At 64.5% G+C, this 23,249-nt stretch carries 27 protein-coding genes; 7 read left to right on the top strand and 20 right to left on the bottom strand.

Annotation, left to right across the window (positions count from 1 at the left end):
* Positions 1-24: 24 nt before the first annotated feature.
* The gene (locus CEQ44_RS20280) at positions 25-1,317 is read right to left on the bottom strand and encodes a class I SAM-dependent methyltransferase (protein ID WP_088182408.1); all 1,293 of its coding nucleotides are present in this window, start codon (positions 1,315-1,317) and stop codon (positions 25-27) included.
* Between the two features lie 103 nt (positions 1,318-1,420).
* On the opposite strand from CEQ44_RS20280, the gene dgcA reads away from it, so the two are divergent.
* Positions 1,421-2,398: an N-acetyl-D-Glu racemase DgcA gene (gene dgcA, locus CEQ44_RS20275; protein ID WP_088182293.1), complete on the top strand. Its 978-nt coding sequence runs from the start codon at positions 1,421-1,423 to the stop codon at positions 2,396-2,398.
* Between the two features lie 480 nt (positions 2,399-2,878).
* Here the strand turns inward: dgcA and CEQ44_RS20270 are convergent, their stop codons facing one another.
* Together CEQ44_RS20270 and CEQ44_RS20265 are read right to left on the bottom strand one after the other, a co-directional pair.
* Positions 2,879-4,042, bottom strand: a complete 1,164-nt coding sequence (locus CEQ44_RS20270; RefSeq protein WP_088182292.1) for a mechanosensitive ion channel family protein — start codon at positions 4,040-4,042, stop codon at positions 2,879-2,881.
* 27 nt (positions 4,043-4,069) lie between these two features.
* Positions 4,070-5,077: a DNA topoisomerase IB gene (locus CEQ44_RS20265; RefSeq protein WP_088182407.1), complete on the bottom strand. Its 1,008-nt coding sequence runs from the start codon at positions 5,075-5,077 to the stop codon at positions 4,070-4,072.
* Positions 5,078-5,200: 123 nt separating this feature from the next.
* Here CEQ44_RS20265 and CEQ44_RS20260 point away from each other — a divergent pair, with 123 nt between their 5' ends.
* Positions 5,201-5,755, top strand: a complete 555-nt coding sequence (locus CEQ44_RS20260; protein WP_088182406.1) for a type 1 glutamine amidotransferase domain-containing protein — start codon at positions 5,201-5,203, stop codon at positions 5,753-5,755.
* Here the strand turns inward: CEQ44_RS20260 and CEQ44_RS20255 are convergent.
* Genes CEQ44_RS20255 through CEQ44_RS24595 form a run of 3 tightly spaced genes read right to left on the bottom strand, consistent with a single transcriptional unit; the run spans position 5,715 to position 7,913 of the window.
* On the bottom strand, positions 5,715-6,422 hold the full coding sequence (locus tag CEQ44_RS20255) for a hypothetical protein (RefSeq protein WP_088182291.1): 708 nt from the start codon (positions 6,420-6,422) through the stop codon (positions 5,715-5,717). The two genes, CEQ44_RS20260 and CEQ44_RS20255, sit on opposite strands and share 41 nt — an antisense overlap.
* Positions 6,419-7,783, bottom strand: coding sequence for a putative O-glycosylation ligase, exosortase A system-associated (locus CEQ44_RS20250; RefSeq protein WP_088182290.1), 1,365 nt, complete (start codon positions 7,781-7,783; stop codon positions 6,419-6,421). The genes CEQ44_RS20255 and CEQ44_RS20250 overlap by 4 nt, the downstream gene beginning before the upstream one ends.
* On the bottom strand, positions 7,776-7,913 hold the full coding sequence (locus CEQ44_RS24595) for a hypothetical protein (protein ID WP_176400195.1): 138 nt from the start codon (positions 7,911-7,913) through the stop codon (positions 7,776-7,778). Before CEQ44_RS24595 ends, CEQ44_RS20250 begins: the two co-directional genes overlap by 8 nt.
* Before the next feature lie 106 nt (positions 7,914-8,019).
* On the opposite strand from CEQ44_RS24595, the gene CEQ44_RS20245 reads away from it, so the two are divergent.
* Both CEQ44_RS20245 and CEQ44_RS20240 read left to right on the top strand, forming a co-directional pair.
* Positions 8,020-9,246 carry a TIGR04063 family PEP-CTERM/XrtA system glycosyltransferase gene (locus CEQ44_RS20245; protein WP_088182289.1) on the top strand — a complete coding sequence of 409 codons (1,227 nt, stop codon included), beginning with the start codon at positions 8,020-8,022 and terminating at the stop codon, positions 9,244-9,246.
* 18 nt (positions 9,247-9,264) lie between these two features.
* Positions 9,265-10,302 (top strand): hypothetical protein, encoded by a 1,038-nt coding sequence (locus tag CEQ44_RS20240; protein ID WP_254913778.1) that lies wholly within the window; start codon positions 9,265-9,267, stop codon positions 10,300-10,302.
* 175 nt (positions 10,303-10,477) lie between these two features.
* Here the strand turns inward: CEQ44_RS20240 and CEQ44_RS20235 are convergent, their stop codons facing one another.
* Both CEQ44_RS20235 and CEQ44_RS20230 read right to left on the bottom strand, forming a co-directional pair.
* Positions 10,478-10,849 (bottom strand): hypothetical protein, encoded by a 372-nt coding sequence (locus tag CEQ44_RS20235; protein WP_088182288.1) that lies wholly within the window; start codon positions 10,847-10,849, stop codon positions 10,478-10,480.
* Positions 10,846-11,031, bottom strand: coding sequence for a hypothetical protein (locus CEQ44_RS20230; RefSeq protein WP_088182287.1), 186 nt, complete (start codon positions 11,029-11,031; stop codon positions 10,846-10,848). Before CEQ44_RS20230 ends, CEQ44_RS20235 begins: the two co-directional genes overlap by 4 nt.
* Positions 11,032-11,146: 115 nt before the next feature.
* On the opposite strand from CEQ44_RS20230, the gene CEQ44_RS20225 reads away from it, so the two are divergent.
* On the top strand, positions 11,147-11,815 hold the full coding sequence (locus CEQ44_RS20225; RefSeq protein ID WP_088182286.1) for a S24 family peptidase: 669 nt from the start codon (positions 11,147-11,149) through the stop codon (positions 11,813-11,815).
* Positions 11,816-11,910: 95 nt separating this feature from the next.
* Positions 11,911-12,828: an XdhC family protein gene (locus tag CEQ44_RS20220; RefSeq protein WP_088182285.1), complete on the top strand. Its 918-nt coding sequence runs from the start codon at positions 11,911-11,913 to the stop codon at positions 12,826-12,828.
* 325 nt (positions 12,829-13,153) lie between these two features.
* On the opposite strand, the gene CEQ44_RS20215 is transcribed toward CEQ44_RS20220, so the two are convergent.
* The 4 genes from CEQ44_RS20215 to CEQ44_RS20200 all read right to left on the bottom strand — a co-directional run bounded on the left by CEQ44_RS20215 (position 13,154) and on the right by CEQ44_RS20200 (position 16,369).
* Entirely contained in the window at positions 13,154-13,339 is a 186-nt protein-coding gene (locus CEQ44_RS20215) for a YbdD/YjiX family protein (RefSeq protein ID WP_088182284.1), read from the bottom strand.
* The gene (locus CEQ44_RS20210; protein WP_088182404.1) at positions 13,336-15,384 is read right to left on the bottom strand and encodes a carbon starvation CstA family protein; all 2,049 of its coding nucleotides are present in this window, start codon (positions 15,382-15,384) and stop codon (positions 13,336-13,338) included. The genes CEQ44_RS20215 and CEQ44_RS20210 overlap by 4 nt, the downstream gene beginning before the upstream one ends.
* A 137-nt stretch (positions 15,385-15,521) precedes the next feature.
* Positions 15,522-15,917, bottom strand: a complete 396-nt coding sequence (locus CEQ44_RS20205) for a DoxX family protein (protein WP_088182283.1) — start codon at positions 15,915-15,917, stop codon at positions 15,522-15,524.
* 5 nt (positions 15,918-15,922) lie between these two features.
* Positions 15,923-16,369: a pyridoxamine 5'-phosphate oxidase family protein gene (locus CEQ44_RS20200; RefSeq protein ID WP_088182282.1), complete on the bottom strand. Its 447-nt coding sequence runs from the start codon at positions 16,367-16,369 to the stop codon at positions 15,923-15,925.
* A gap of 129 nt (positions 16,370-16,498) precedes the next feature.
* On the opposite strand from CEQ44_RS20200, the gene CEQ44_RS20195 reads away from it, so the two are divergent.
* A complete protein-coding gene (locus CEQ44_RS20195) occupies positions 16,499-17,050 on the top strand; it encodes a 2'-5' RNA ligase family protein (protein WP_088182403.1) in 552 nt (183 codons plus the stop codon).
* A gap of 176 nt (positions 17,051-17,226) precedes the next feature.
* On the opposite strand, the gene CEQ44_RS20190 is transcribed toward CEQ44_RS20195, so the two are convergent.
* The 8 genes from CEQ44_RS20190 to CEQ44_RS20155 all read right to left on the bottom strand — a co-directional run bounded on the left by CEQ44_RS20190 (position 17,227) and on the right by CEQ44_RS20155 (position 23,168).
* The gene (locus CEQ44_RS20190; RefSeq protein WP_088182281.1) at positions 17,227-17,526 is read right to left on the bottom strand and encodes an alkylphosphonate utilization protein; all 300 of its coding nucleotides are present in this window, start codon (positions 17,524-17,526) and stop codon (positions 17,227-17,229) included.
* A gap of 6 nt (positions 17,527-17,532) precedes the next feature.
* Complete coding sequence (yihA, locus tag CEQ44_RS20185; RefSeq protein WP_066604847.1) at positions 17,533-18,177, bottom strand: ribosome biogenesis GTP-binding protein YihA/YsxC; 645 nt, start codon at positions 18,175-18,177, stop codon at positions 17,533-17,535.
* 140 nt (positions 18,178-18,317) lie between these two features.
* The gene (gene yidC / locus CEQ44_RS20180; RefSeq protein WP_088182280.1) at positions 18,318-20,021 is read right to left on the bottom strand and encodes a membrane protein insertase YidC; all 1,704 of its coding nucleotides are present in this window, start codon (positions 20,019-20,021) and stop codon (positions 18,318-18,320) included.
* Positions 20,022-20,051: 30 nt separating this feature from the next.
* Positions 20,052-20,264, bottom strand: coding sequence for a membrane protein insertion efficiency factor YidD (gene yidD / locus CEQ44_RS20175; RefSeq protein WP_088182279.1), 213 nt, complete (start codon positions 20,262-20,264; stop codon positions 20,052-20,054).
* Positions 20,261-20,674: a ribonuclease P protein component gene (rnpA, locus tag CEQ44_RS20170; protein WP_088182278.1), complete on the bottom strand. Its 414-nt coding sequence runs from the start codon at positions 20,672-20,674 to the stop codon at positions 20,261-20,263. Before rnpA ends, yidD begins: the two co-directional genes overlap by 4 nt.
* 32 nt (positions 20,675-20,706) lie before the next feature.
* A complete protein-coding gene (rpmH, locus tag CEQ44_RS20165; RefSeq protein WP_021317369.1) occupies positions 20,707-20,841 on the bottom strand; it encodes a 50S ribosomal protein L34 in 135 nt (44 codons plus the stop codon).
* 210 nt (positions 20,842-21,051) lie between these two features.
* Positions 21,052-21,816 carry a DsbA family protein gene (locus CEQ44_RS20160; protein ID WP_088182277.1) on the bottom strand — a complete coding sequence of 255 codons (765 nt, stop codon included), beginning with the start codon at positions 21,814-21,816 and terminating at the stop codon, positions 21,052-21,054.
* Positions 21,817-21,818: 2 nt separating this feature from the next.
* Complete coding sequence (locus CEQ44_RS20155) at positions 21,819-23,168, bottom strand: M48 family metalloprotease (protein WP_088182276.1); 1,350 nt, start codon at positions 23,166-23,168, stop codon at positions 21,819-21,821.
* Positions 23,169-23,249: the final 81 nt, after the last annotated feature.

Genomic DNA, 23,249 nt, shown 5'->3' with positions numbered 1-23,249 from the left:
CGGTCGATTCGCATGGGCGGCCCCTCAGCTATCGCCCGCCATCTCCCCTGCCCATTGCAGCACGCGCCGGGCGTCGGCCTGGCCGGTCAGGGCATAGGCCATCGCACCCACCTCCCAATAGGCGACGACATCGCCCTGCCGCCGGGCGATCAGCGGCGTGGCTTCCGCCGGGGTTTCGGCCCGGTCCGCGAAGAAGGACAGTGGCTCCCCCTGGGGCGTGCGCACGGACATGGCGATCGCGGGGCTGTCTGGGGTCGGGAAAAGCTGAACGTCGGTCACGCGCCAACCCTCCGGCAGGGCGGGGAGAACGATGCCGGTCGAGCGCTCGATCTCCTGCGGGTCGAAGGTCGCCGTTTCGACCTGGGAGGCCATGGCTTGACGCAGCAGGCCGGCGCGGCGGGAGGCGGCGGCTTCGTCCAGGAAGGTGCTCGCTTGGGCGGTCTGGGGAAATTCGCCCAATGCGCCCCGCGCGATCCAGCCGGTAGCGAGCAAGGCGGCGATGGCGACGGCGCGGCCGATATGGCGCCAGTTGCGGCCCACGTCATTGTCGTTCGCAACCGGCAGGCGGGTGTCGCGACGACGGCCGACCAGCGTGCCCTTGGTCCCGTCCTTGACCAGCCGGAAATCGATATGGGGCCAACGCTGCCGCCAGCGCCGCGCCACCAGCCGTTCGCCGGGGCGGGCGGCGTCGTCCAGCAGGACAACGCCGTCGGGCGACAGGCGTGCAAAAAGGCTGTCGGCCGCGCCGCGCACCAGCGGGTGGACGCTCCAGGGCGGCCCGTCGATGATGATGAGGTCGATCTGATCGGGCAGCGCGTCGATCGCATACCAGCGCCCCGGCCAGTCGGCGCTCTCGCTTGTCAGCGGCGCGTGGCGGATATCGACGTCGAGCGCATGGTCGGCAAGCCATTGCCGGGTCGCATCGACGAAGCCGCCATGCTGGTCGAAACTGTGCAGCCGCCCGCCGCCATGCAATTGCAGCGCACGGGCGGCGATGAGCGAAGAAGCGCCCGCCCCCAGTTCCACCACATGGGCAGGGCGCAGCCGGGCGATTTCCCGCACGATATGGCGCAGGAAGCCGACATCTGCCTTCCAACTGCCCAGATGCGGCAGCGCGTCATGCGGTATTTGCAGTTCGTCCAGCAGCGCCCGCTTGTCCGCCGGGCGACCGCCCGACAGGCTGGCGAGCAGCCAGGGCCAGCCGATCGCGCCAAAGCCGATGCGCCAGGCCATGTCCGACAGGCGACGGGCGATGTCGCTGTCGGCATACCCCGCTTCGGTCAGTGCGAGGAGGCCGGTGAGGTCACGGGATGTCACTGTAAAAACATGCTCCTTGTCGAATGGCCGGACTATGCCGCTCATCCTGTTTCGCGCATATGACAGCGTCACACATCTTCAATGGATGACGCAGGGAAGGCCGATGATCCGTATAATTTCCGCGACAGTCGAACGCTGGCCGGTGGCGGGGGCCTTCATCATCAGCCGCGGGGCCAAGACCCATGTCGATGTCATCGTCTGCACCGTGGGTGACGGCGTGCATAAGGGGCGCGGCGAGGGGACGGCCATCTATTATGAGGGCGAGAGCGCGGAGAGCTGCGTCGCGGCGCTCCATGCCTATGCCGGGCCGCTGGAGCGGGAAGCGTTGCTGACCCATATGCCGCGTGGCGCGGCGCGCAATGCGCTGGATTGTGCGCTGTGGGATTTGGAGTCGAAGCAGGCCGGGGCGCCGGTGTGGCGACTGGCCGGGCTGGACGCGCCCGCGCCCTTGCGCAGCGCCTTGACCATCAGCCTGGGGGAACCGGCCAAGATGGAGACGGATGCAAGGGCCGCTGCGGCGCGGGGCTTTGCGCTGCTGAAATGCAAGCTGACGGGGGAGGGCGACCGGGCGCGCATCGCGGCGGTGCGCGCGGGCGCCCCGGACGCGCGGTTGATCGTCGATGCCAATGAAAGCTGGCACGCCATGGACATTGCGGCGGAAGCGGCGGCGCTGGCGACGCTGGGCGTCGAGATGGTCGAGCAGCCGGTGATCCATGGGCAGGAGGACAGGCTGGCGGGCGTGCGTGCGCAGCTGCCGCTTTGCGCCGACGAAAGCTGTCACACCCGCGCCGACCTCGACCGGCTCAAGGATTTCGACGCGGTCAATATCAAACTCGACAAGGCGGGCGGGCTGACCGAGGCGCTGGCGCTGGCGAAAGAAGCGCGGGCGCGCGGTTTTCGCATCATGGTTGGTTGCATGCTCGGCACGTCGCTCGGCATCGCGCCCGCCGCTCTGGTGGCGCAGGGGGCGGACTGGATCGACCTGGACGGCGCGCTGCTGCTGGCGGAGGACCGGGAGGGCGGGCTGGCGTTGCGCGAGGGGCTGTTGCAGCCGGGTACGCTATGGGGCGGTGGTCTGTAATCTGGCTTTAGGGTCTGATGACTTTACATTGACAAGATAGGTCAACCTAACGTCATCGCGCTCTAGGCCGCCGTCGCGCTTTTTCTCTGCCTTCTCTGCGCTTCCTCGCTCACAAAATTTAATCGCGCCGAGGCGCAGAGCGCGCGGAGAAGGGAAGAGATATCGGCTTGTTTGCGGGTGGCGAGGAAGGGTGGTTACTGCCATTCTGCCTTGCGCGAAACTTTACGCGAAAGGCGACGTAAAAACCCGTCACCCCAGCGAAGGCTGGGGTCTCTCGCAAGGGCACCAGTCGGTTAGACCTGGCACTTAAATGACCGCATCGCATCGTCTCCTGAGACCCCAGCGTTCGCTGGGGTAACGGTAGTGGGGGATCAGCTTGCCGGTTTTGCAACCCATCTGCCAAGTGTTCATCTTTGGTCGCTTGCGGTAACTCCACCCGCTCCACCCGCTCCACCCGAAGCTGCGCATCCGGCCCCACTCTCAGCCCTTTTCCTCCACCGACCGTACTGGCTGCACTTCGGCATAGGGCATGATCGCCCGTCCGTCCGGCCCGGCGGTGATGCTGGTCTGAGTCGGATAAGCAAATTCTATGCCCTCCGCGTTGAAGCGTTTCCAGATGGCGAGGCCGATGCGGTGGCGCATCTGGAAATAGTCGTGATGGTCGGGGTCTGGCACGTCGAAATTGAGCTGATAGTCCAAGCTGCTGGCGCCAAAGGCGATGATCCCGGCATTGACGAAGATCAGCCCTTCGGCCTCGACAATGTCCTTCAGCAAATCCGGGATCGCTTCCGCCTTCGCTTCGTCGGTCTGGTAGATAATGCCGATGGCGTAGGTGACGCGGCGCTGGGTCAGCGTCTGCAGGCTGGTGATTTCCTTTTGCAGCAAATTGGCGTTCGACACGACCTTGCGCTCGCCCGACATGGCGCGCAGGCGGGTGCTTTTGAGGCCGATCCGCTCGACCCGCGCGGTCGTCTGATCGAACTGGATGATCTCGCCGCGCCGGAACGGCTTGTCGAAGATGATCGAGAGCGCAGCGAACAGGTCAGAGAAAATGCCCTGTGCAGCAAGGCCAATGGCGATGCCGCCAATGCCCAGGCCCGCGACCAGGCCAGTCACGTTGACGCCCAGATTGTCCAGCACCACGATGGTCGCGATCGCGAACAGGGCAAAGCTGACCAGTACGCGGATAAGGCCCATGGCGTTGGCCAGCGTCTCGCCTCCGCCATCCTCCGCCAGCGTCTTGCGCTCGATAAGGCCCAGGATGATTTCCCGCGCCCACAGTGCGGCCTGCAACACGGTGGCGATGGTGAAGAGGAAGCCGATGGTCTTGGCCAGCGCGGGCGGCGCGTCGGCATAGCCCACGACCAGCCGGGCGGCGACCAGCACCATGAAATAATGGGTGGTGCGCGCCGCCGCGCGGCCCAGCACGTTGGTATAGCCCAGCGGATCGCCGCGATGGCCCTTGTGCCGCTTGCCCAGTTCGCGCAGCGCCGTCAGCGCCAGATAGATGAGGACGGCCGCGCCGATCGCGATCAGGATCTGGACATAATGGACCTGGAACCAGGCGATCGTGGAGTCCCACATTGCGCGCAGATTGGGCGCCTGCACCGTAATGGCGGGGGCGGGGTCTTTTGTATCGGCCATGCTATTCCGTTTTAATAGTTTAGCGGATCAGGCCGCCACTGCTAACGGCGTGCAATCCGCGATTCCGTCGAGAAACGCAATCAGGCCACGCTCCCCGCGCGACAGATAGCGCGTCTGACGCGGCAGGCGAAGCCCTTCCCGCCAGGCATCCTGCCCGTCCTTGCACAGCGCCAAAAGAGCGGGATGGACATAGGATTTGCGGCTGATCGCGGGGGTGTTGCCCAGCGCCTGCGCTACCGGTTCGAGCAATTGCTTCAAGGAGACATGCCCCGCCGCCAGCGTTTCGAAGGCGATGGTGGACGCGCCCCAGGTGCGGAAATGCTTGGCGGTGAAGGGGCCGCCCATGGCGTCGGCGATATAGGCGTTGACGTCGCTGGACGTGATCGGGCGGGCGTCGCCATCCTCGTCCAGATATTGGAACAGATGCTGGCCGGGCAGATCCTGCACCTGTCGCACGAAGCGGAGCAGGCGGGCGTCAGTGATGGTGAGTTGCTGGTCCTTGCCTGATTTGGCGCGGTAACGCAGCGTCAGCGACTTGCCGGACAGGTCGACATGGCGGCGGCGCAGCGTGGTCGCGCCGAAGCTCTTGTTGGTCGTCGCATAATGTTCGTTGCCCACCCGCAATTTGCCGAGGTCGAGCAGGCGGATGACGGCGGCTAAAGTCCGGTCCTTGCGCAGGCCGCGGCGCGACAGGTCGGCTTCCAGCCGCGCGCGCAGCTTGGGCAGGGCGCGGCCGAAATCCGGGCATCCGGCATATTTCTCCGCCTCCCGCGCGGCGCGGAAGTCGGGGTGATAGCGATATTGCTTGCGGCCCCGGTCGTCATAGCCGGTCGCCTGGATGTGGCCCAGGCCCGATGGGCAATACCAGCAATCGACATAAGCGGGCGGCAGGGCGATCGCGTTCAGCCGGTCGATTTCGTCGCGGTCGGTGATGCGGTCGCCATCGACATCATAATAGGCCCAGCCGCGCTTGAGCTTGCGCCGCGTGATGCCGGGAACGGCTTCCTGTGCATCGGCGGTCTGGGGTTGGGCCATCATATCCTGCTCGCCATCTTATCGTTGCTTAAGCCCGAAAAACCCGCCGTTCGTCGCTTTCGTTCCGCAACTTCTACCGCTGCGGCCCGTTAGGACACACCTGTGCCAATGAAGGAAAATCCCATGCCCGCCATCGAAGAAAGCCGCATTTTGATGATCGCGACCGACGGGTTCGAACAGTCCGAACTGTTCGATCCGCGCCAGGCCCTGATCGACGCTGGGGCGGAGGTCGTGCTCGCCTCGCCCGAAACGAAGCCCATTCAGGGCATGAAGCATGACGAGAAGGGCGACACCATCACGCCCGAAATCACGCTGGAGGCGGTGAAGATCGCCGAATATGACGGATTGATCCTGCCCGGCGGCGTCGCCAATCCCGATACATTGCGGACGAACGAGAAAGCGGTGGCGCTCATCCGCGCCTTTGTCGAATCGGGAAAGCCCGTGGCGGCGATCTGTCACGCGCCGTGGTTGTTGGTGGAAGCCGACGTTGTGCGCGGCAAGACCGTCACTAGCTGGCCGTCGGTGCGCACCGACCTCGCCAATGCCGGCGGTCAGGTGGTGGACATGCAGGTGGCGATCGACGGGAACATCATCACCAGCCGCAATCCCGACGATATTCCCGCCTTTGTCGAGGCGTTCAGGAAAGCGGTGAGCGAATCCCAGACGGTCGCAGCCTGAGCGGCGCGATGCCCAGACGCCAGGGCGTGACCGGGCGGCGGAGCAGCGACAGATAGGCTAGCGTCCATGCCGCGCAGACGGTCAGTATCGGGGCGGCAAAGGCCAGCGTGCCGGGGAAGAGGCATGCTGCGGCGGTGGCGGCGACCCCGCCGCCCAGCACGACGGCCAGGGCGCGCGGCTCACCATCAGGGCCGCGCAGCCACGCCATGGCGGCAGTAACGCCCGTCAGGAAGCTGAGTATCAGGTGCAGCGTGGATGGACCGGGCAGGCCCAGCGCGGCGATCAACAGGATCAGGATCGGTGCCGCCGACGGTAATGTGATGCGTCCGACCAGTCGGTTGGTTAGCGGATAGGCCAGCAACTCGCAGACCAGAGCGGCCAGCAGAACGGACACGGCCATATCGGACCGCCCGGCGATCAGCGCGACTACCGCGGCCGCGCCCCAGCGCAGCAGCCGCGTCGGCGCCATCATTATATGGCTGACCCACTCCCGCGCCCCGACACGCGGCGCAAAACGGCGATCGGCGAGCCGCAACTGAAATCCGCCGACCAGCAATAAGGCGTCGATGCCCCAGGGCAGCAGGCCCGGCGCTATAAGCGGGCAGGCGAGCAACAGGCCCAGCAGCAGGCCATGGGCTATGCCCAACAGGCGCAATTCCCCGGTCATGTCGCAAAGCCCCTTTGGACGCCCAGCGCGGCGTTCAGGTCGCGCTTCGCCGCATCTTTGCGCAGGCGAGTCAGGTAGGTGTCCAGCCCGATTTGCAGCGCCAGCATCATGAAGATGAAGGGTTGATAGGCAATGCCCACGAACAGCGATCCGATCATATAGACGACATGGCCCTGTTGCAGGGCCGAGGCGAAGGGAGAGATCCAGGCTTCGTCCGGGCCGTTGCGCTTCCGATACATGCGACGGATCGATTCGGTGCGGATGAAGCAGATGCCGTGGATCAGTGCCCAGATGAAGAAGCCGAAATAGCCCTGCTCGCCCAGCATCTCGAAATAGGCGCTGTGATAGGCGCGGCCCTTGTCGGTGACGATGCGCCGCTCGATCCGCGCGCCGCCGCTATCGACGACGGTGCTCTGGGCGAAATAGGTGAAGCTGTTCTGGAGATAATTGTCGAAGCCGCCGCCGCCCGGATGCTGCTTCACATAATCGAGCGTCCACATCCACACCGCGACGCGGGTGGCGGCGCTCTCGTCGCCCTGATGATTCTCGATCGTCTCCATCCGCTGGGTGAAACTGGCGGGCAGGAAGGGGATGGACGCCAGCGCAGCGACCGCCAGCAACGGGCCATAGACGAATTTGCGCTTCGATCGCACCAGCATCATGCCAAAGAGGATGACGAGGCACACAAGGCCGGTGCGCGCTTCGGTGCCGATCGGCATCAACATGCAGGCCAGGCACAGCGCATAGCAGAAGGTCTTCACGCGCCAGTCCGGCGGGAAGATGGTGCCATGGTTCGACAGCCAAAGGATGAGCGGCATCAGCGATATGGCGACGCAGCTGATGATGCTGCCTTCATACAGGCCGCTGTTATTTTCGACCATCAGGTTGAGCACGCCATAGCCGCCGCCCGACAGCGCGGTCTTCATGCCGCCATTGATGATGATGGTGCTGGCGCACAGGATCATGAAGACGGTTAGCGTCTCTATCCGCAACCGTGTGCGCAGGACCAGCGGCAGGAAAATGCCCGCGATGATCGCTTTCCACACCCAATTCCACTTGGTCAGCGCTTCGACCGGGAAATCGGCGGTCATGGTGGTGTAGCCGCAATAGGCCACCAGGACGAGCATCAGCCCCTGCCGCACCGAAAATCGGCAATCCTTCTTGTCGTCCATCACCAGCCAGGCGCCGACCATCGCGGCAAAGGCCATGGCGGAGATGGGGATGGTGTTCAGCAGGAAATAAGACAGGCGCTGGGGCGAGACGATGTCGATATAGGCATAGACCGCCACCAGCAGGAACGGCCGTTTCAGGCCCATCAGGCCGAACAACCCCAGGAAGGCGATGAAGAAGAGGTCACGCATCGGCGTGCGGCTCCGATGCCGAAGGAAGCGATGGCGGCGGGTCGCGATCCAGTTCGGCGCGCGGCAACAGCCGCCAGGCGGCGAGCAGGATCACGCCATGGCTGATCAGCAGAGACAGGGCGTCGATCATCGCGCGTCGATCATGGTGGTGTGAGTGATTCCGTTCGGCACGATTCCCCCACTAGCGAGACAGAGTTGACGGGCCGTTAAACCTTTTTCGGCAAACAGATCGGGCTATGACTCGTATTCTCCACGTCCTGGACCACAGTCTGCCGCTGCACAGCGGCTATACCTTTCGCACCCGCGCGATCCTGCGCGCGCAGATGGCCAGGGGGTGGGAGGTGCGCGGCATCACCGGCCACCGCCATGCCGCGCCGGGCGCGCAAGAGGAAGTGGTGGACGGCCTGACCTTCCACCGCACGCCGGGCGAACCGGCGACTGGCAATCCCCTGATTCGCGAATGGCGCGACATTTCCGCCCATGCCGATGCGATCGACGCGCTGGTGCGGCAGTGGCGGCCGGATGTCATCCACGCCCATTCGCCGGTGTTGAATGCGATGGCCGCGCAGCGCGTGGCCAAGCGCCACGGCCTGCCGATGATCTACGAAATCCGCGCCTTTTGGGAGGATGCGGCGGTCGGCAACGGCACCGGGGTCGAGGGCAATCCGCGCTATTGGCTGACGCGCCAGCTGGAGACTCATGCGGTGCGCGCGGCCGATGCCGTGGCGGTGATCTGCGAGGGGCTGCGCAGCGACCTGATCGCGCGCGGCGTGGATGCGGACAAGATCGTCGTGTCGCCCAATGGCGTCGACATGGACCAGTTCGGCACGCCGGTCGATCGCGACCCGGCGCTGACCGCGAAGCTGGGGCTGAAAGGCGCGGACGTCGTAGGCTTCATCGGCAGCTTTTATGATTATGAGGGGTTGGACGACCTGATCGCCGCGATGCCGCGACTCGTGCGCGCCCGGCCCAGGGCCAAGCTGCTGCTGGTCGGCGGCGGCCCGCGCGAACAGGCGCTGCGGGACCAAGCGCTGGCATCGCCCTTCGCGGACCATATCGTCTTCGTCGGCCGGGTGCCGCACGACCAGGTCGAACATTATTATGCGCAGGTCGATATATTGGCCTATCCGCGCAAGGCGATGCGGCTGACCGATTTGGTGACGCCTTTGAAGCCCCTGGAAGCAATGGCGCAGGGCCGCCTGGTCGCCGCCTCCAGCGTCGGCGGGCATCGCGAGCTGATTGAGGATGGCGTAACCGGCACCTTGTTCGCGCCCGATGATCCGGCCGCGGTCGCCGCGGCCTTGGCGGACCTGTTCGCCAATCGGGACGGATGGGATGAACGCCGCGCCGTGGCCCGCGCCTTCGTGGAGCGCGATCGTAACTGGTCGTCAAACATTGTGCGTTACGAACCTGTTTACCAGCGGTTGCTGGCGCGTCCGTCAAAGGCGCGCGCGGCCGCATGAGCAAGGATTGAACAAAAGGTGGCGGCGCGAGTCATCAGCAGGCGAGGGATAGCGATAACGGCACTGGCCGGCCTGGCGGCTGCGTTGCTGATATTGTGGATTCCGGTCGGCCTGGTCGAGATGATCGTCGCGTCCAGTGGCCTCAGTGAAGCGCTGCCGGCCGCGGCGCCGCCGTTGGGATTGAAGGCGCGGCTGATGATGGCGGCCTTCGCCGGAATCATGGCGATCGGGCTGGTCGGCCTGGCCCGCCGCGACACGGACGTATCAGGTCAAGATGGTGGGCCGGAACAAGATAATGGGAAAGGACGCGCCCATCGCGTCCAGGGAGCACATATAATGGGTTTCGCATTCTCCAAGCTGACCGCACTGGCGCGGGGCCGTGCTGCACCGGGCATCGAACCGGAAGCGCCGATCCTGCGGCGCGCCGACGCCCATCCTGACGCGCCGTCGCGTCCGCCCATCTTCGCGAGCCGCGATTTCGACGGGATCGATATCTTTCCGCGCGCCGAATCGGGCCGCCGATCGCTGGTGGCGCATCGCGACCCGGAGCGCGAGACGATCGTGCCGCTCGGCAAGCTGGCCATGCCCAGCGCGCCGATGCCGTTGACCGAAGCGTACCTGCCGCAGCCGGCCTTCCTGCGGCCGGCCGGTCCCTTCGCCGCACCGAGCCTGGTCGAAGACGATATTGAGGATGATGGCGCGGACGCGCCTGCTGCGGCGGTCGCGGAGACGCCGGTCGAGGCCGTATGGACGCCGCCTGCGACGCCCGCTTTCATCGCCCAGCCAGCCGAATCGCTTCGCCCCGCGCCGCTGCCGATGCCCTCTACCCCCATGCCTTCCACGCACGGCCTGTCGATCAGCGAGCTGACCGAGCGGCTGGAGCGCGGCCTGAAGCATCGGTCGCGCAAAATCTCGCCGCTGGCGGGCGATGGCGGCGTTATCGCTGACATGCCGGTCGCATCGGCGGTGCCGGTGCGCCCGGCGGTGGAGCCGGATGCCGACGAAGCGCTGCGCGCCGCGCTGGGCGCGCTGCGCTCCATGACCGGGCGAGGGTAGGGCATCACGCGCTCTAAGCGGAATACTTCATCTTGCTCCGTTCGTTTCGAGCGTAGTCGAGAAACAGGGCGTTTGCGCTGCGTGCTTCTCGACTTCGCTCGAAGCGAACGGACATGGTTCTGACATAACTTCAGGGCGGGCGATCTGACACCCGCCTGAAGCTGCCCGTCGCAGTTTACCAGTCTTCGATCGTCAGGGCGGACAGTTCAAGCCAGACGCTCTCTATGTCCGCATCGCCATCATCGACGCTGATATCGGCGACAAAATGACCCGGCAGCACCCATTCGGCGTCGGCAAGGCCGGCCATGAACGCCGTGCCGCGTTCCGGGAAATCATCCCCGCTCAGGCGCAGCCTTATCATATGGCGCTGCCCTTCAAACAGGGCGCTGGCCCAAGGGCGGCTGACCGCCCGCTCGACAATCGCCGGCTGGCCCGCGCGGGCGAGCAATTGCGCGAGCAGGGGCGGCAGCGGACTCGTGCGGCGATTTCCTATTCCTTTATTTCGGATGAGGTTGGCCGCGCCGAAACCATGATCCAGGCTTGTCATTGGCTAATGCTCCTGCGATAGATGTTCATGAAATGTTCTACACGTCTTTTTATGCGATCGCCGGGTTGCCGACCCAGGCGCAGGTCGAACACCAGGCGTGGATCGCGCGCGCACGCCCGTCCGAAGGTGGTTGGTGGCATCTTAAATTCGCGAAGAAATTGCTCGATCATACGCAGCAGCATTGGCTTTCTTCTCCCCGTTTGGTGCGACTCGCCCGCTGCAAGTCGATAGGCCTATTCCTATCTCTAACCCAATTTCCTACTTGTCTAGGAAAATTCCTATCATTATGGACTGGATATGGATGAATCGCAGCACGCCCGCATTGCGCTCGACCGGCTAATTGCCGAGCGGGGGGAAAATTATGCCGATCTGTCCCGGCTGATCGGCCGCAATCCCGCCTATATTCAGCAGTTCATCAAACGCGGCACGCCGCGCAAGCTGGATGAGGAGGATCGCCGCGTGCTGGCGCGCTATTTCGGCGTGCCCGAACAGATGCTGGGCGGAACGACGGCGCCGGTTGCGGTGCCCGCCCGGATGCGCGGGATGCCGGCGGTGGTCGCGGTGCCGCGCTTGGCGCTCGGTGCGTCGGCAGGGCTGGGGTCGCTTGACGAAGATGAGCAGGCGGCGGGCGTGATGGCGTTCGACGCGCGCTGGCTGCGGCACCTGGGGGTGCGGCCGCAACGCGTGTCGATCATCCGGGTTGATGGCGAATCGATGGCGCCGACCTTGAACGATGGCGACGACATCATGGTCGATCATGACGACGACGCCAGCCGCCTGCGCGACGGCGTCTATGTTTTGCGGCTGGACGGGGTGTTGATGGTCAAGCGGGTAGCCATGGGGCCGCGGCGCGGCTGGTTCAGCGTCGTGAGCGACAATCCGCACTACCCGGATTGGGCCGACATCGATCCGGCGCTGGTGGATATCGTCGGCCGGGTCGTGTGGAGCGGCAGGCGATTGCATTAGGCATTGAACTGTGCGGAGCCGCATCCCATCCTGCCATGCAGTGCCTACCATAGTGACGATAGGGACGAAGTCGCAGACCGTCCGGGAGTTTCCGATTGAACGATAATGGCGCGGTGATCCGCAAGGGACAGGAATGGCGCGGCGCGCCTCTGGCGCTGGCGACAGTGGTGTCGACCTGGGGATCGGCCCCGCGGCCGCGCGGCAGCCATATGATCGTCCACGCCGACGGCCGGTTCGAAGGCAGCATATCGGGCGGCTGCGTCGAAACCGATGTGTTGCAGCGCGCGGCCGAGGTCATCGCCGGGCGCGCGGCGCATGTCGAAACCTATGGTGTGGCTGATGGCGATGCCTGGGAAGTCGGCCTCCCCTGCGGTGGCGAAATCGCCGTGCTGGTGCAGCCGGTGAGCGAGGCGGGTTTCGCGTCCGCCTTGTTCGACCGGATTGCCGCGGAAAACGCGCGGGGCCGGGCGCTGACGTTGGCGACCGATTTGGAGAGCGGGGTAACGCGCGAAGCGGCCGAGACGGAGGATTTCCTCAATCGCTACGATCCGCCGCGCCGCCTGCTGATCGTTGGCGCGGTGCAGATCGCCCAGAGCCTGGTGCCGCTGGCGCAGGCGATCGGCGTGACGCCGGTGGTGATCGATCCGCGCGGGCGCTTCCTGACGGCGGAGCGCTTCCCAGGCGTGGCATTAGACGATCGCTGGCCCGATGAGGCGGTCGCCGCGCGCTTCCCCGGCGAATCGACCGCGGTGGTCACCTTGAGCCATGACATCAAGATCGACGACCCCGCGCTGGTGGCGGCGTTGCGCGCGCCCACCGGCTATGTCGCGGCGCTGGGATCGCGCAAGAGCCATGCGGCGCGGCTGGAGCGGCTGGGGGCGATGGGCTTTGGGGCTGGCGACCTGGCCCGCATCGACGGGCCGGCAGGGCTGGATATCGGCGCGATCGGCGCGGCGGAAATCGCGCTGTCGATCACGGCGGGGATGGTCGCGGGGTTCAACGCGCGACGCTGACCGATCTAGATTATTGGTTTTACGCGATTTAGTTGCGCTGGCATCGGCTCCGAAGCATCAGAGGATTCTATCTGATTAGAAATCGCGCTGATGCGTGTCCCCTGCCGCAAGGGATGGGCAGGGGACACATCCCTTACGCTGTCGGGCACAAAGGATGGCGCGCCCTAGCAAAGCGACGAGATGGATCAATACCCCAAATGGTGTATTGACGAAATTTATTGTCGCTCAACGTGATTTTGCAGTCGTAATATTACAGAAACTGCAATATTTGGCGGCAGGGTTTTCGAGCGAAGGCCGTCATCTTCTTTTATCCAATGGGGGATGTTCAACAGCAGCGCCCACCATTCTTCCCGCCGTAGCGCGCCTCCTGCCGATTCCGAAAAAACTGCGTGCGGTTCATGGCTGGCCGGCCGGGATGATGGGCGGCCATGTGGCGCAAATAGGCGTCATAATCGGGCAGGCCGACCATCAATCGCGCGGTCTGGCGCAGCGTAGCGAACAGCCCGCTCATTCGGCCGGCACGAATTGCGAGGGGATTTCGCGCGTCGTCGGCGTGGCGATTCGCCGGGCGGCAAGGCAGGTGCGGATGGTGAAGAAGAGCAGCGCCAGCACGACGGCCAGGAACAGCGCCACCAGCGCGGCGTCGATTCGGTCATTGAAAATGATGCGCTGCATCTCCGCCATCGATTTGGCGGGGGCCAGCACCGTGCCGGCATCCGCCGCCGCGCTGAACTTGGCGGCATGGGCCAGGAAGCCGACCTTGGCATCGGCCGAGAACAGCTTGAGCCAGCCCGCCGACAATGTGCAGATCAGCAGCCAGATTGTGGGGACCAACGTGACCCAGGCAAACTTGTCCTGCTTCATGCGGAACAGCACGGCCGTGCCCAGCATCAGCGCGATCGCCGCGAGCATCTGGTTGGAGATGCCGAACACCGGCCACAGCGTATTCACCCCGCCTAGCGGATCGGTGACGCCCTGATAGAGGAAGAAGCCCCAGGCCGCGACGGTCAGCGCCGTGGCGACGATCCCCGGCACATGGCTCGTCGTGTCCTTGAAGGATGGCACGGCCAGCGCGATCAGATCCTGCAACATGAAGCGCCCGGCGCGGGTGCCTGCATCCACTGCGGTGAGGATGAAGAGCGCCTCGAACAGGATCGCGAAATGATACCAGAAGGCCTTCATCGCCGGGCCGCCGACGACATGGCTGAAGATTTCCGCCATCGCCACCGCCAGCGTCGGCGCGCCACCTGCGCGGCTGATGATGCTATGTTCGCCCACATCCTTGGCCGTCTGGGCGATGAGGTCGGGCGAAATCGGGAAACCCATGGCGGTGACGGCGGCCGATGCGCTCGCCGCATCGGTGCCGATCAGCGCGGCCGGGCTGTTCATCGTGAAATAGATGCCAGGGTCAAGGATCGACGCGCCGACCAGCGCCATGATCGCCACGAACGCCTCCATCAGCATCGCGCCATAGCCGATCATCGGCGCATGGGCTTCGCTCGCGATCAGCTTGGGCGTGGTGCCGCTGGAGATGAGCGCGTGGAAACCGGACACCGCGCCGCAGGCGATGGTGATGAACAGGAAGGGGAAGAGACCGCCGGCCCAGACCGGACCGTTGCCGCCGACGAACTGGGTCAGCGCCGGCATTTTGAGCGGCGGGGCCATGATGACGATGCCGATGGCGAGCGCGGCGATCGCGCCGATCTTGAGGAAGGTCGAGAGGTAATCGCGCGGCGCGAGCAGCAGCCAGACCGGCAGGACGGAGGCGACCGCGCCATAGCCGATCAATATCCAGCACAACTGGACGGGCGTGAAGGTGAAGATCGGACCCCAGACCGGCGAGAGCGATATCGCCTGCCCATAGACGATCGCCGCAAGCAGGCCGACGAGGCCCAGCAGCGACACTTCGCCGATGCGCCCCGGCCTGATCCAGCGGGTATAGGCACCCATCGCCATGGCCAGCGGCACGGTGGCGGCGACGGTGAACATGCCCCAGGGGCTTTCCGCCAGCGCCTTCACCACGATCAGCGCCAGCACGGCGAGGATGATGACCATGATCATGAAAGCGCCAAACAGGGCGATGGTGCCTGCGACCTGCCCCATTTCCATGCGGATCAGTTCCCCCAGCGACTTGCCGTCGCGGCGCATGGAGATGAACAGGATCATGAAATCCTGCACCGCGCCCGCCAGCACGACGCCGACGATGATCCACAGTGTGCCGGGAAGGTAGCCCATCTGCGCCGCCAGCACGGGACCAACAAGCGGCCCCGCGCCTGCAATCGCCGCGAAATGATGGCCGAACAGAACGGACTTTTCAGTCGCGACATAATCGAGGCCGTCGGCGCGGCGGATCGCCGGCGTGGGCCGCGCAGGGTCCAACCGCATCACATGGCGGGCGATGAAAAGGGCATAATAGCGATAGGCGACCAGGAAGCAGCTGACCGCCGCGACCACGATCCACAGCGCATTGACAGCCTCGCCACGCGACACGGCTACGACGCTGAGCGCGACCGCGCCGATGATCGCCGTCAAAATCCAGGGAATATGCCGGGTCATGCCGCCTCGCCAATGATAGACTTCCCGTTTCGGGATTGCGCGCATTACCCTAAGCTGCTGGGCCTGAAAGACAACCGTCTAGCGCGTGCCCCCTACCTTTGGGGGACATGACGCGCGCCGTCCCTCGCGCTCTCTTGTTATCGGCGGCGACGGAACGGCCAGTCGATGACCCCGCTGGCCCATAGCGCCCACCAGATGATGACGGGTTGCAGCGCCAGCCGCGGCCCATGATACCACCAGCCCAGATGCACGCCGCCCAGCGGGATATCGTTCAATGCATGGTTGATGTTGGCCGGCCACACGCACAGCGCGTAGAGGGCAAGGCCGATGCCCGCCGCGGAGCGCAACCGCGGGATCATCAGCCCGATGGCGCCGGCCAATTCGGCCACGCCAGTCAGGGCCACCGCCAGCTCGGGCATGGGCACCCAATGGGGCGTGATCGCCAGGAAACCTGCCGGCCGCGTCAGATGCGCGATACCGGCAAAGGCGTAAGCGGCGGCCAGCACCAGCCGGGCGACGGTCCTGCCGCGCATCGCGGTCAATGCGTCACGTCGATTTCAAGTTCGCCCTCATCCTGCCCGTCCCAATAATGGGCGCGTTCGGCATGGACATGGATCATCACCAGACCCGGCGTGTCGGCGCCATCCTCGAACCAGAGTTCCAGATCGGGGTTCCAATGTTCATCAAACCGAGCGCGATCGCGGATCAGGTCGGCGCGGCCCTCCAGCGCGATGAACAGTGGGCGCTGGCCGAACAGGCCGCTCTTGCCATGGAAAGACAGGCTGACCCGCGGATCGCGCTCGATATCGCGCACCATCAGCGTGTCTTCGGTGGTAAAATAATAGCTGTCGCCGCCATGGGCCACATCGTGATTGTTGCTCATCGGACGGGCGCCGATATGGCCATCCTCCGTATGAGTGGACAGCATGGCGAAATCGATCTGCTGCATCTTTTCGGCCAGGCTCGCTATCGTGTGCTGCACCATGGGAGTCTCCTCTTTTCGATAGGTCGTCAACGCGGGACGGGCCGGATCGGGTTCCACCGATGGGATTCGACTCTGAAGGGATAAGAACATATCATGAACATAATCGGCATGATTCGGGAGTCGCTTGTCATGGAAGGCCGCACCAAGCCGCTTTACCGCCCCTTTTTCGCGCTGAAACCGCCGCCGGTCGTCGCGCGGCAAATCGATCATTTCGCCGCGACCCTGGCGCCGGAGGCGGACCGCATCCTGCCCGACCATCAGCATGTGACGCTGGGCATCACGACCGACTGGCCGGACTATCCCTATGAACTCATCAAGGCGTTGCGCCGGGCGGCAGCGGGGATCATGGCGGAGCCGTTCGACCTGATGATGGACGCGGTGCATGTCGGCGGCCGGTCGGCGGCCCTGCGGCCATCGCGCAGCATCGCCGGATTGAAGACGGTGCAGCAGCAGGTCGCTGCCGCGATGGCGCGCGCCGGGGCGACGCCGCGTCCGGGCTGGACCTTCAGCCCGCACCAGACCCTGTTCTACAGCGACGCGCGGCCCAGCCAGCAGCGCATCGATGGCTTTAGCTGGCATGTGGACGAGGTGGTGTTGATATGCAGCCATGTCGGCCGCACCCGGCATGAGATTTTAGGCAGCTGGCCGCTCAAGGGCGATGCGCAATATCGGCTGTTTTGACGAAGGGGATGGGTGGTTTCCTGCCATTCCCAAAATCCAAACATCCGTTCGCCCTGAGCCTGTCGAAGGGCTTCACTTCTTTTAAAATGCGAGGGATTTAAAGAAAAACAGGACTTCGACAGGCTCAGCCCGAACGGATGTTGGATGTCTGTAATGGTCGGTGCCGGTCCGTCCACTCAACGCTTGCGCACAAACTCCGCGCGCAGCACCAGGCCCTTGATCCCGTCATAGCGGCAGTCGATTTCCTGGGCGTCACCAGTGAGACGGATCGACTTGATGAGCGTGTCGCGCTTCAATGTCTGGCCCGCGCCCTTGACGGTCAGATCCTTGATCAGCGTCACCTGGTCGCCGTCCGCCAACAGGTTGCCAACCGAATCGCGCACCTCGACGGCATCCGTACCGGCGGCTGCCACGGCGTCCGCCGCGCTGATCCATTCGCCGCTGGCTTCGTCATAGACATAATCGTCGTCGGCCATGGCGAATTACCCCTGGGTTACGCTTTGCAGCACCGCGGCGCGCAATTGCGGGATGCCCATGCCCTTTTCGCTCGACGTGACGATGATGTCGGGATGGGCGGCGGGGCGCTTGCGGATCGCGTCGGCGGTGGCCTGGGTCACGGCGGCGAGTTCGCTCGCCTTGATCTTGTCCGCCTTGGTCAGGACGATGCGATAGCTGACCGCCGCCCCGTCCAGCATGTCGAGCATGTCATTATCGACATCCTTGACGCCGTGGCGGCTGTCGATCAGCACGAGCGCCCGCTTGAGCGAGGCGCGGCCGCGCAGATAGTCGTTCACCAGGAACTTCCATTTGCGCACGACGTCCTTGGGCGCCTTGGCGTAGCCATAGCCCGGCATGTCGACCAGCCGGAACTGCAGCGGCACGCCCACGTCGAAGAAGTTCAATTCCTGCGTGCGTCCCGGCGTGTTGGACGTGCGGGCCAGGCCATTGCGGTTGGTCAGCGCATTGAGCAGCGAGGATTTGCCGACATTGGACCGGCCCGCAAACGCCACTTCGTTCACGTCCATGTCGGGCAGGAAGTCGAGCGTGGGCGCGGATTTGAGGAAGGCGATCGGCCCGCTGAAGAGCTTGCGCGCTTCCTCGATCAGGTCAGTATTTTCTTCTGTCACGTTCTTCTCCGTTCGCCCTGAGTAACCGCTGAGCTTGTCGAAGCGGTGTATCGAAGGGCCGAAGGCGCGCGATGCTTCGATACGGGCCTTCGACTTCGCTCAGTCCCTACTCAGCACGAACGGGGACTTGGTAGGGTTATTTACTTCGTCGCCGTCGCCGTACTTAGCACCGGATGGCGGCGATACAGCCACCATTGCTGCGCCATCGACAGGCAGTTGTTGGTGATCCAGTAAACCAGCAGGCCCGCCGCGAAAGGGGCCATGATGAACATCATCATCCACGGCATGATCGAAAAGATCTGCTGCTGCATCGGGTCCATCTGGGCCGGGTTCAGCTTGAACTGGAAATACATGCTGATGCCCAGCAGCAGCGCCAGCACGCCGATCGCCAGGAAGGACGGCGGGGTGAAGGGCAGCAGGCCGAACAGGTTGAAGATATGCAGCGGGTCGGGCGCGGACAGATCCTTGATCCACAGGACGAAGGGCTGGTGGCGCATTTCGATCGTCAGCATCAGCACCTTGTAGAGCGCGAAGAAAATCGGAATCTGGATGAAGATGGGCAGGCAGCCGGCCAGCGGATTGACCTTTTCCGTCTTGTAGAGCGCCATCATCTCCTGCTGGAGCTTGGGCTTGTCGTCCTTATATTTCTCCTGCAGCGCCTTCATCTTGGGTTGCACCGCGCGCATCGCCGCCATGCTGGCGAACTGGCGCTGGGCGACCGGGAACATCAGGCCGCGCACGACGAAGGTCAGGCAGATGATCGCGAAGCCAAAATTGCCCAGCGTTTCGAACAGCCAGTGAAGCAGCGCGAAGATCGGCTGTTCGAACCAGTAGAACCAGCCCCAGTCGATCGCGCGGTCGAACAGCTTCACGCCGTCGCGCTCATAGGCCTGGAGCGTCTTGACCTCCTTGGCGCCGACATAGAGGCGAATGGTCTGCGTCGCGGCCTTGCCGGGCGCGAGCATGGTCGAGCCGAGCGCAGCATCCGCCTGATATTGCGTGCCTGCGCCCTTGCGGAACTGCCCGGCGAAATCGGCGTCCGTGCCGGGAACCAGGGCGGAGAGCCAATATTTGTCGGTGAAGCCGATCCAGCCGCCCTTGGACTGGAAGCTCTGGGTCGATGGACCCTTGTCCAGATCCTTGTAGTTCACGTCATAATTGGCCGCGCCATTGAACACGCCCATCGGCCCGACATGGATGGTCCAGGTGTCGGGGTCCTTGGGAATGCCGGTGCGGCTGATATAGCTGTATGGCTTGACGCCCACCGCGCCCGCGCCGCTGTTCGACACCTTCTGCGCGGCAGAAATCATATAATTTTCATCGACGCTCAGGCGAATCTCGAACAGCTGCCCCGCGCCGTTATTCCAGATCAATGTGACCGGGCTGGTCGGGGTCAATTCGCTGCCCTGCGCGGTCCAGACCGTGTCCTTGTTCGGCGTCTTCAACCCCTCACCCTGCCAGCCAAAGCCGGCGAAATAGGCGTCCTGCGTGCCGCTGGGGCTATACAGGCGGACGGCGGGCGAATCCTTGGCGATGGTCTCGCGATAGGTCGGCAGCACGATATCGTCGATGCGCGCGCCGCGCAGGTTGATCGACCCGGTCAGCTTGGGCGTGCGGATCGGCACGCGCGGGCTTTCCTTCAGCACGATGGCGCGATCGCGAATCGTGGCGGGGCCGTCGGCCGTATCGGTGCCGGGCGCGGCGACCGGGGTGGTCTTGCCGCCTTCGATCTTCGTGGCGGGCGGATTGGCCGCCGGGAAGAAATAATGCGAGACATAGGGCCAGCCGAACAGGATCGCCGCGGTCAGCAGCACCGCCAGAATGATATTCTTCTTGTCGTCCACGTTGTTCGGCTCCGCCGTCTTATGTCTGTGTCAGGGGACCGGGTCGTAGCCCGACCCGCCCCATGGGTGGCATCGCATTAGCCGCTTGAACCCCAGCCAGCTACCCTTGATCGCGCCATATTTGCGGATCGCGACAATCGCATATTCCGAACAGGACGGGGCGTAACGACAGGTGGGGGGCAGGATGCGCGAAGGGCCAAGTTGCCAGAAGCGCGCAATCAGGATCAGCAGGCGCGCGATCATGGCTTTTCACCCATGCGCGGCGCGTGCGTGTCGCTCTTTTTTGCAGGCTTGCCCTTGCGGGGGCGCGGCGGACCACGCGGCGGATCGATGGGCCGCGTCATGATCTTGCCCAACGCCTTGCCCAATTCGGCGTGCAGCAGCGCGAAATCCCGCTCGATCCCGCTTTCGCGGCCGATCAGCACATGATCCGCGCCGGCAATGCCATGGGCTGGCAGCAGCTCGCGCGCCAGAACGCGAAAGCGGCGCTTCATCCGGTTGCGGATGACGGCGCCGCCGATTTTCTTCGTGACCGTGATGCCGATACGCATCACCGGGTCGCCATCGCCGCGTTCGCGCACCAGCAGGACGAATCCCGGCATGGGCGCGCGACGTCCGCGATTCGCCGCCAGAAAATCCGCACGCCTGCGCATGGTGGCAGGCGCAACGGACGGCGGCGCGTCGATCAGGCGCTCAGGCTCTTGCGGCCGCGCGAACGGCGCGCGCGAATCACATTGCGGCCGCCTGGGGTCGCCATGCGGGCGCGGAAACCGTGACGGCGCTTCCGAACCAGATTGCTCGGCTGAAAAGTGCGCTTCATCGTTCATTCCTCAAAAAACAACTAGAGAATCGGGCGTGACAAAAAAGGGCCGCCAAAGCAGCGGCCACATGTCAGGGGGCGTCCGATAGGCAAAAGGGGGGGGCAAGTCAATGGGTGGACGGTCACCAAATCCTGACATCCGTTGGGTTCGAGCCTGTCGAGAACCCTTCGCGCCAGGTTCTCGACAGGCTCGAACCGAACGGGTCTTTGTTACTTCCCCCGCGCTGTCGCCACGGCGGCCTTGAGCGCGTCATAGCCGACCGCCCCGCCCAGCACCTGACCGCCGATCACGAAGGTCGGGGTGCCGCTGGCCTGCAATTTCTGGGCAAGGGCGATGTTGGACTGGATTTCGGCGTCATATTTGGTCGATGCGATCGCCGATTCGGCTTCCGACCTGGTAATGCCCGCCTTCGCCGCCGCCGCCGCGATCGTATCGCGCGTCACCTTGCCCGCGCCGTAAAGCGCCTTGTGATAGGCCATATATTGCCCGCGCTCGGCCGCCAGCAGCGAGACTTTGGCGGCGGCGCTGCTTTCGTCCGACAGGATCGGGAGTTCGCGATAGACGACCTTCACCTTCGCGTCGCCCGCGACCAGCTTGACCAGGTCAGGCAGCGAAGCGCGGCAATAGCCGCAGGCATAGTCGAAAAATTCGACCACGGTCACATCGGCATTGGCCGCGCCTTCCCACGCCCCGGCATAGGGGGTTTCGAGCGTGCTGCGGCTGGCGTCGATCGTGTTCGACATACGTTTGGCCTGCAGCTTCTCCACCGCCTGCGGGATGATTTCAGGATGGTCGAGAATATAGTCGCGAACGATCTTTTCGATCGCCGCCTTGTCGGTGGCGTTGACGCTGGCGGGCGCTTGCGCCGCCAGCGCGATGCCGACAACGGCGGTCAGGGCAAAAGCGCCAAGGGTCATCTGGATCGTCCTGTTGGAAAGGGCCGCGCGAACGCTGGGCCGGGTCTGGTCTGTCATATCTATCTTTTCTTGCGCTGCTGCTCGATCGCCGCGCGCGATGTCATCGCGATATCCTGCGCCCGCAGATAGTCAACCGTGCCGGGCTTCAACCCCTGCATCGCGCCGTCGGCGCTGCGCAGCGCCATGGGATGTTCGCCCATCATGGCATAGCGTTCCGCCGTCGCCAGCGCCGCGCGAGGCGTGTCGCCGCGCCGCTCATAAACGACGCCCAGTTGATACCATGCGAAGGGATTTTCCCGGTCGCGTTGCACCGCTAGGCGCAGCACCTGTTCAGCCTCGGCGAAATTGCTTTCGTCCTCTGTCGCGATCAGGGCGTGGGAGAGCAGCACGGAGATCAGCGGCTGATTGGTGATCTTCACCGCTTCGCGCAGCGGCGCCACCGCATCCCTGGGGCGGCCGCTTTCCAGCAGGATCTGGCCCTTCAACTCAAGAAAATAGGGGTCGTCCGGCGCGGCCGCCAGCAGGGCGTCGGCCTCCTCCAGCGCTTTTTGCGGATAGGCGCTCTTGTGCCAGGCATAGGCGCGGGCATAATGGGCCGGCATCGACTGGTCGCTTTCGGGATATTTCTGCAAGGTCTGGGTGGGTTCGGACACGAAACCGATCAGCTTGGCTTTGATCCGCTCGAACCGCGCCTCCAGCGCCGGATTGACCGGACGTTCCCAGGCCGGATCGACCGTATAGACTTCGCGCAACACGTTGATGCGTTCGCCCGACAGGGGATGGGTGCGCCCATAACTATTATCCTGAGGGATGGCGAGGCGATATTCCTGGTTCTGCAGCTTCTTGAAAAATTCCAGACTGCCCTTGCCACTCAGCCCCGCTTTCGACAGATAGCGCGCACCCGCCAGATCGGCGGAGCTTTCCTGCCCGCGCGAAAAAGCCAGGAACTTGCTCATCGCCGCCTGCTGGCCCAGGCCCATGATCCCCATGCCCGCTTCCGCGCCGCCCGCCGCGATCGCCGCGGCGCCCAACACCAGGCTCAACAGCGTGACGCTGGTGGCGTCCTTGATCCCCTCGCCCGACCGGATGACATGGCCACCCTCGATATGGCCCAGTTCATGCGCGACCACGCCCTGCAACTGGTTCACATTGTCGGCCTGGGCGATCAGCCCGCTATGCACCCAGACATATTGGCCGCCGGCGACGAAGGCGTTGATCTCCGGGTCGTTGATGACCATCACCTGGACATTGCGCGGGTCCATACCGGCCGCCTTGACCAGTGGCCCCGACATGTCGGCCATGAAGGCTTCGGTTTCGGCATCGCGCAATATCTGCTGGGCGGCGGCCGGGCACGCCATGCTGGCAAGCGCGGCGATCGCCAGGATGGAGAGCTTGATGGACCGCCGCATCAGAGGCGGACCGGGCAGGGGGAGGGGCAGACCGTCACGGCGACCGCATGGCAGGGTCGGGCTGAACCTGCCGTGAAGCGC

Origin of the sequence: Sphingobium sp. Z007, from assembly GCF_900013425.1 — a bacterium.
GTDB lineage: Bacteria > Pseudomonadota > Alphaproteobacteria > Sphingomonadales > Sphingomonadaceae > Sphingobium.
The sequence above is the reverse complement of the archived record's forward strand: the minus strand, read 5'-3'. Positions and strand labels throughout refer to the sequence as shown.

Coding starts and splice junctions, on each gene's coding strand:
- dgcA (WP_088182293.1), top strand. CDS start 1,421: ATGATCCGTATAATTTCCGCGACAGTCGAACGCTGGCCGGTGGCGGGG.
- CEQ44_RS20270 (WP_088182292.1), bottom strand. CDS start 4,042: ATGGCCGATACAAAAGACCCCGCCCCCGCCATTACGGTGCAGGCGCCC.
- CEQ44_RS20265 (WP_088182407.1), bottom strand. CDS start 5,077: ATGGCCCAACCCCAGACCGCCGATGCACAGGAAGCCGTTCCCGGCATC.
- CEQ44_RS20260 (WP_088182406.1), top strand. CDS start 5,201: ATGCCCGCCATCGAAGAAAGCCGCATTTTGATGATCGCGACCGACGGG.
- CEQ44_RS20255 (WP_088182291.1), bottom strand. CDS start 6,422: ATGACCGGGGAATTGCGCCTGTTGGGCATAGCCCATGGCCTGCTGCTG.
- CEQ44_RS20250 (WP_088182290.1), bottom strand. CDS start 7,783: ATGCGTGACCTCTTCTTCATCGCCTTCCTGGGGTTGTTCGGCCTGATG.
- CEQ44_RS24595 (WP_176400195.1), bottom strand. CDS start 7,913: ATGATCGACGCCCTGTCTCTGCTGATCAGCCATGGCGTGATCCTGCTC.
- CEQ44_RS20245 (WP_088182289.1), top strand. CDS start 8,020: ATGACTCGTATTCTCCACGTCCTGGACCACAGTCTGCCGCTGCACAGC.
- CEQ44_RS20235 (WP_088182288.1), bottom strand. CDS start 10,849: ATGACAAGCCTGGATCATGGTTTCGGCGCGGCCAACCTCATCCGAAAT.
- CEQ44_RS20230 (WP_088182287.1), bottom strand. CDS start 11,031: ATGCTGCTGCGTATGATCGAGCAATTTCTTCGCGAATTTAAGATGCCA.
- CEQ44_RS20225 (WP_088182286.1), top strand. CDS start 11,147: ATGGATGAATCGCAGCACGCCCGCATTGCGCTCGACCGGCTAATTGCC.
- CEQ44_RS20215 (WP_088182284.1), bottom strand. CDS start 13,339: ATGAGCGGGCTGTTCGCTACGCTGCGCCAGACCGCGCGATTGATGGTC.
- CEQ44_RS20210 (WP_088182404.1), bottom strand. CDS start 15,384: ATGACCCGGCATATTCCCTGGATTTTGACGGCGATCATCGGCGCGGTC.
- CEQ44_RS20205 (WP_088182283.1), bottom strand. CDS start 15,917: ATGCGCGGCAGGACCGTCGCCCGGCTGGTGCTGGCCGCCGCTTACGCC.
- CEQ44_RS20200 (WP_088182282.1), bottom strand. CDS start 16,369: ATGGTGCAGCACACGATAGCGAGCCTGGCCGAAAAGATGCAGCAGATC.
- CEQ44_RS20195 (WP_088182403.1), top strand. CDS start 16,499: ATGGAAGGCCGCACCAAGCCGCTTTACCGCCCCTTTTTCGCGCTGAAA.
- CEQ44_RS20190 (WP_088182281.1), bottom strand. CDS start 17,526: ATGGCCGACGACGATTATGTCTATGACGAAGCCAGCGGCGAATGGATC.
- yidD (WP_088182279.1), bottom strand. CDS start 20,264: ATGATCGCGCGCCTGCTGATCCTGATTGCGCGCTTCTGGCAACTTGGC.
- rnpA (WP_088182278.1), bottom strand. CDS start 20,674: ATGCGCAGGCGTGCGGATTTTCTGGCGGCGAATCGCGGACGTCGCGCG.
- rpmH (WP_021317369.1), bottom strand. CDS start 20,841: ATGAAGCGCACTTTTCAGCCGAGCAATCTGGTTCGGAAGCGCCGTCAC.
- CEQ44_RS20160 (WP_088182277.1), bottom strand. CDS start 21,816: ATGACAGACCAGACCCGGCCCAGCGTTCGCGCGGCCCTTTCCAACAGG.
- CEQ44_RS20155 (WP_088182276.1), bottom strand. CDS start 23,168: ATGCGGCGGTCCATCAAGCTCTCCATCCTGGCGATCGCCGCGCTTGCC.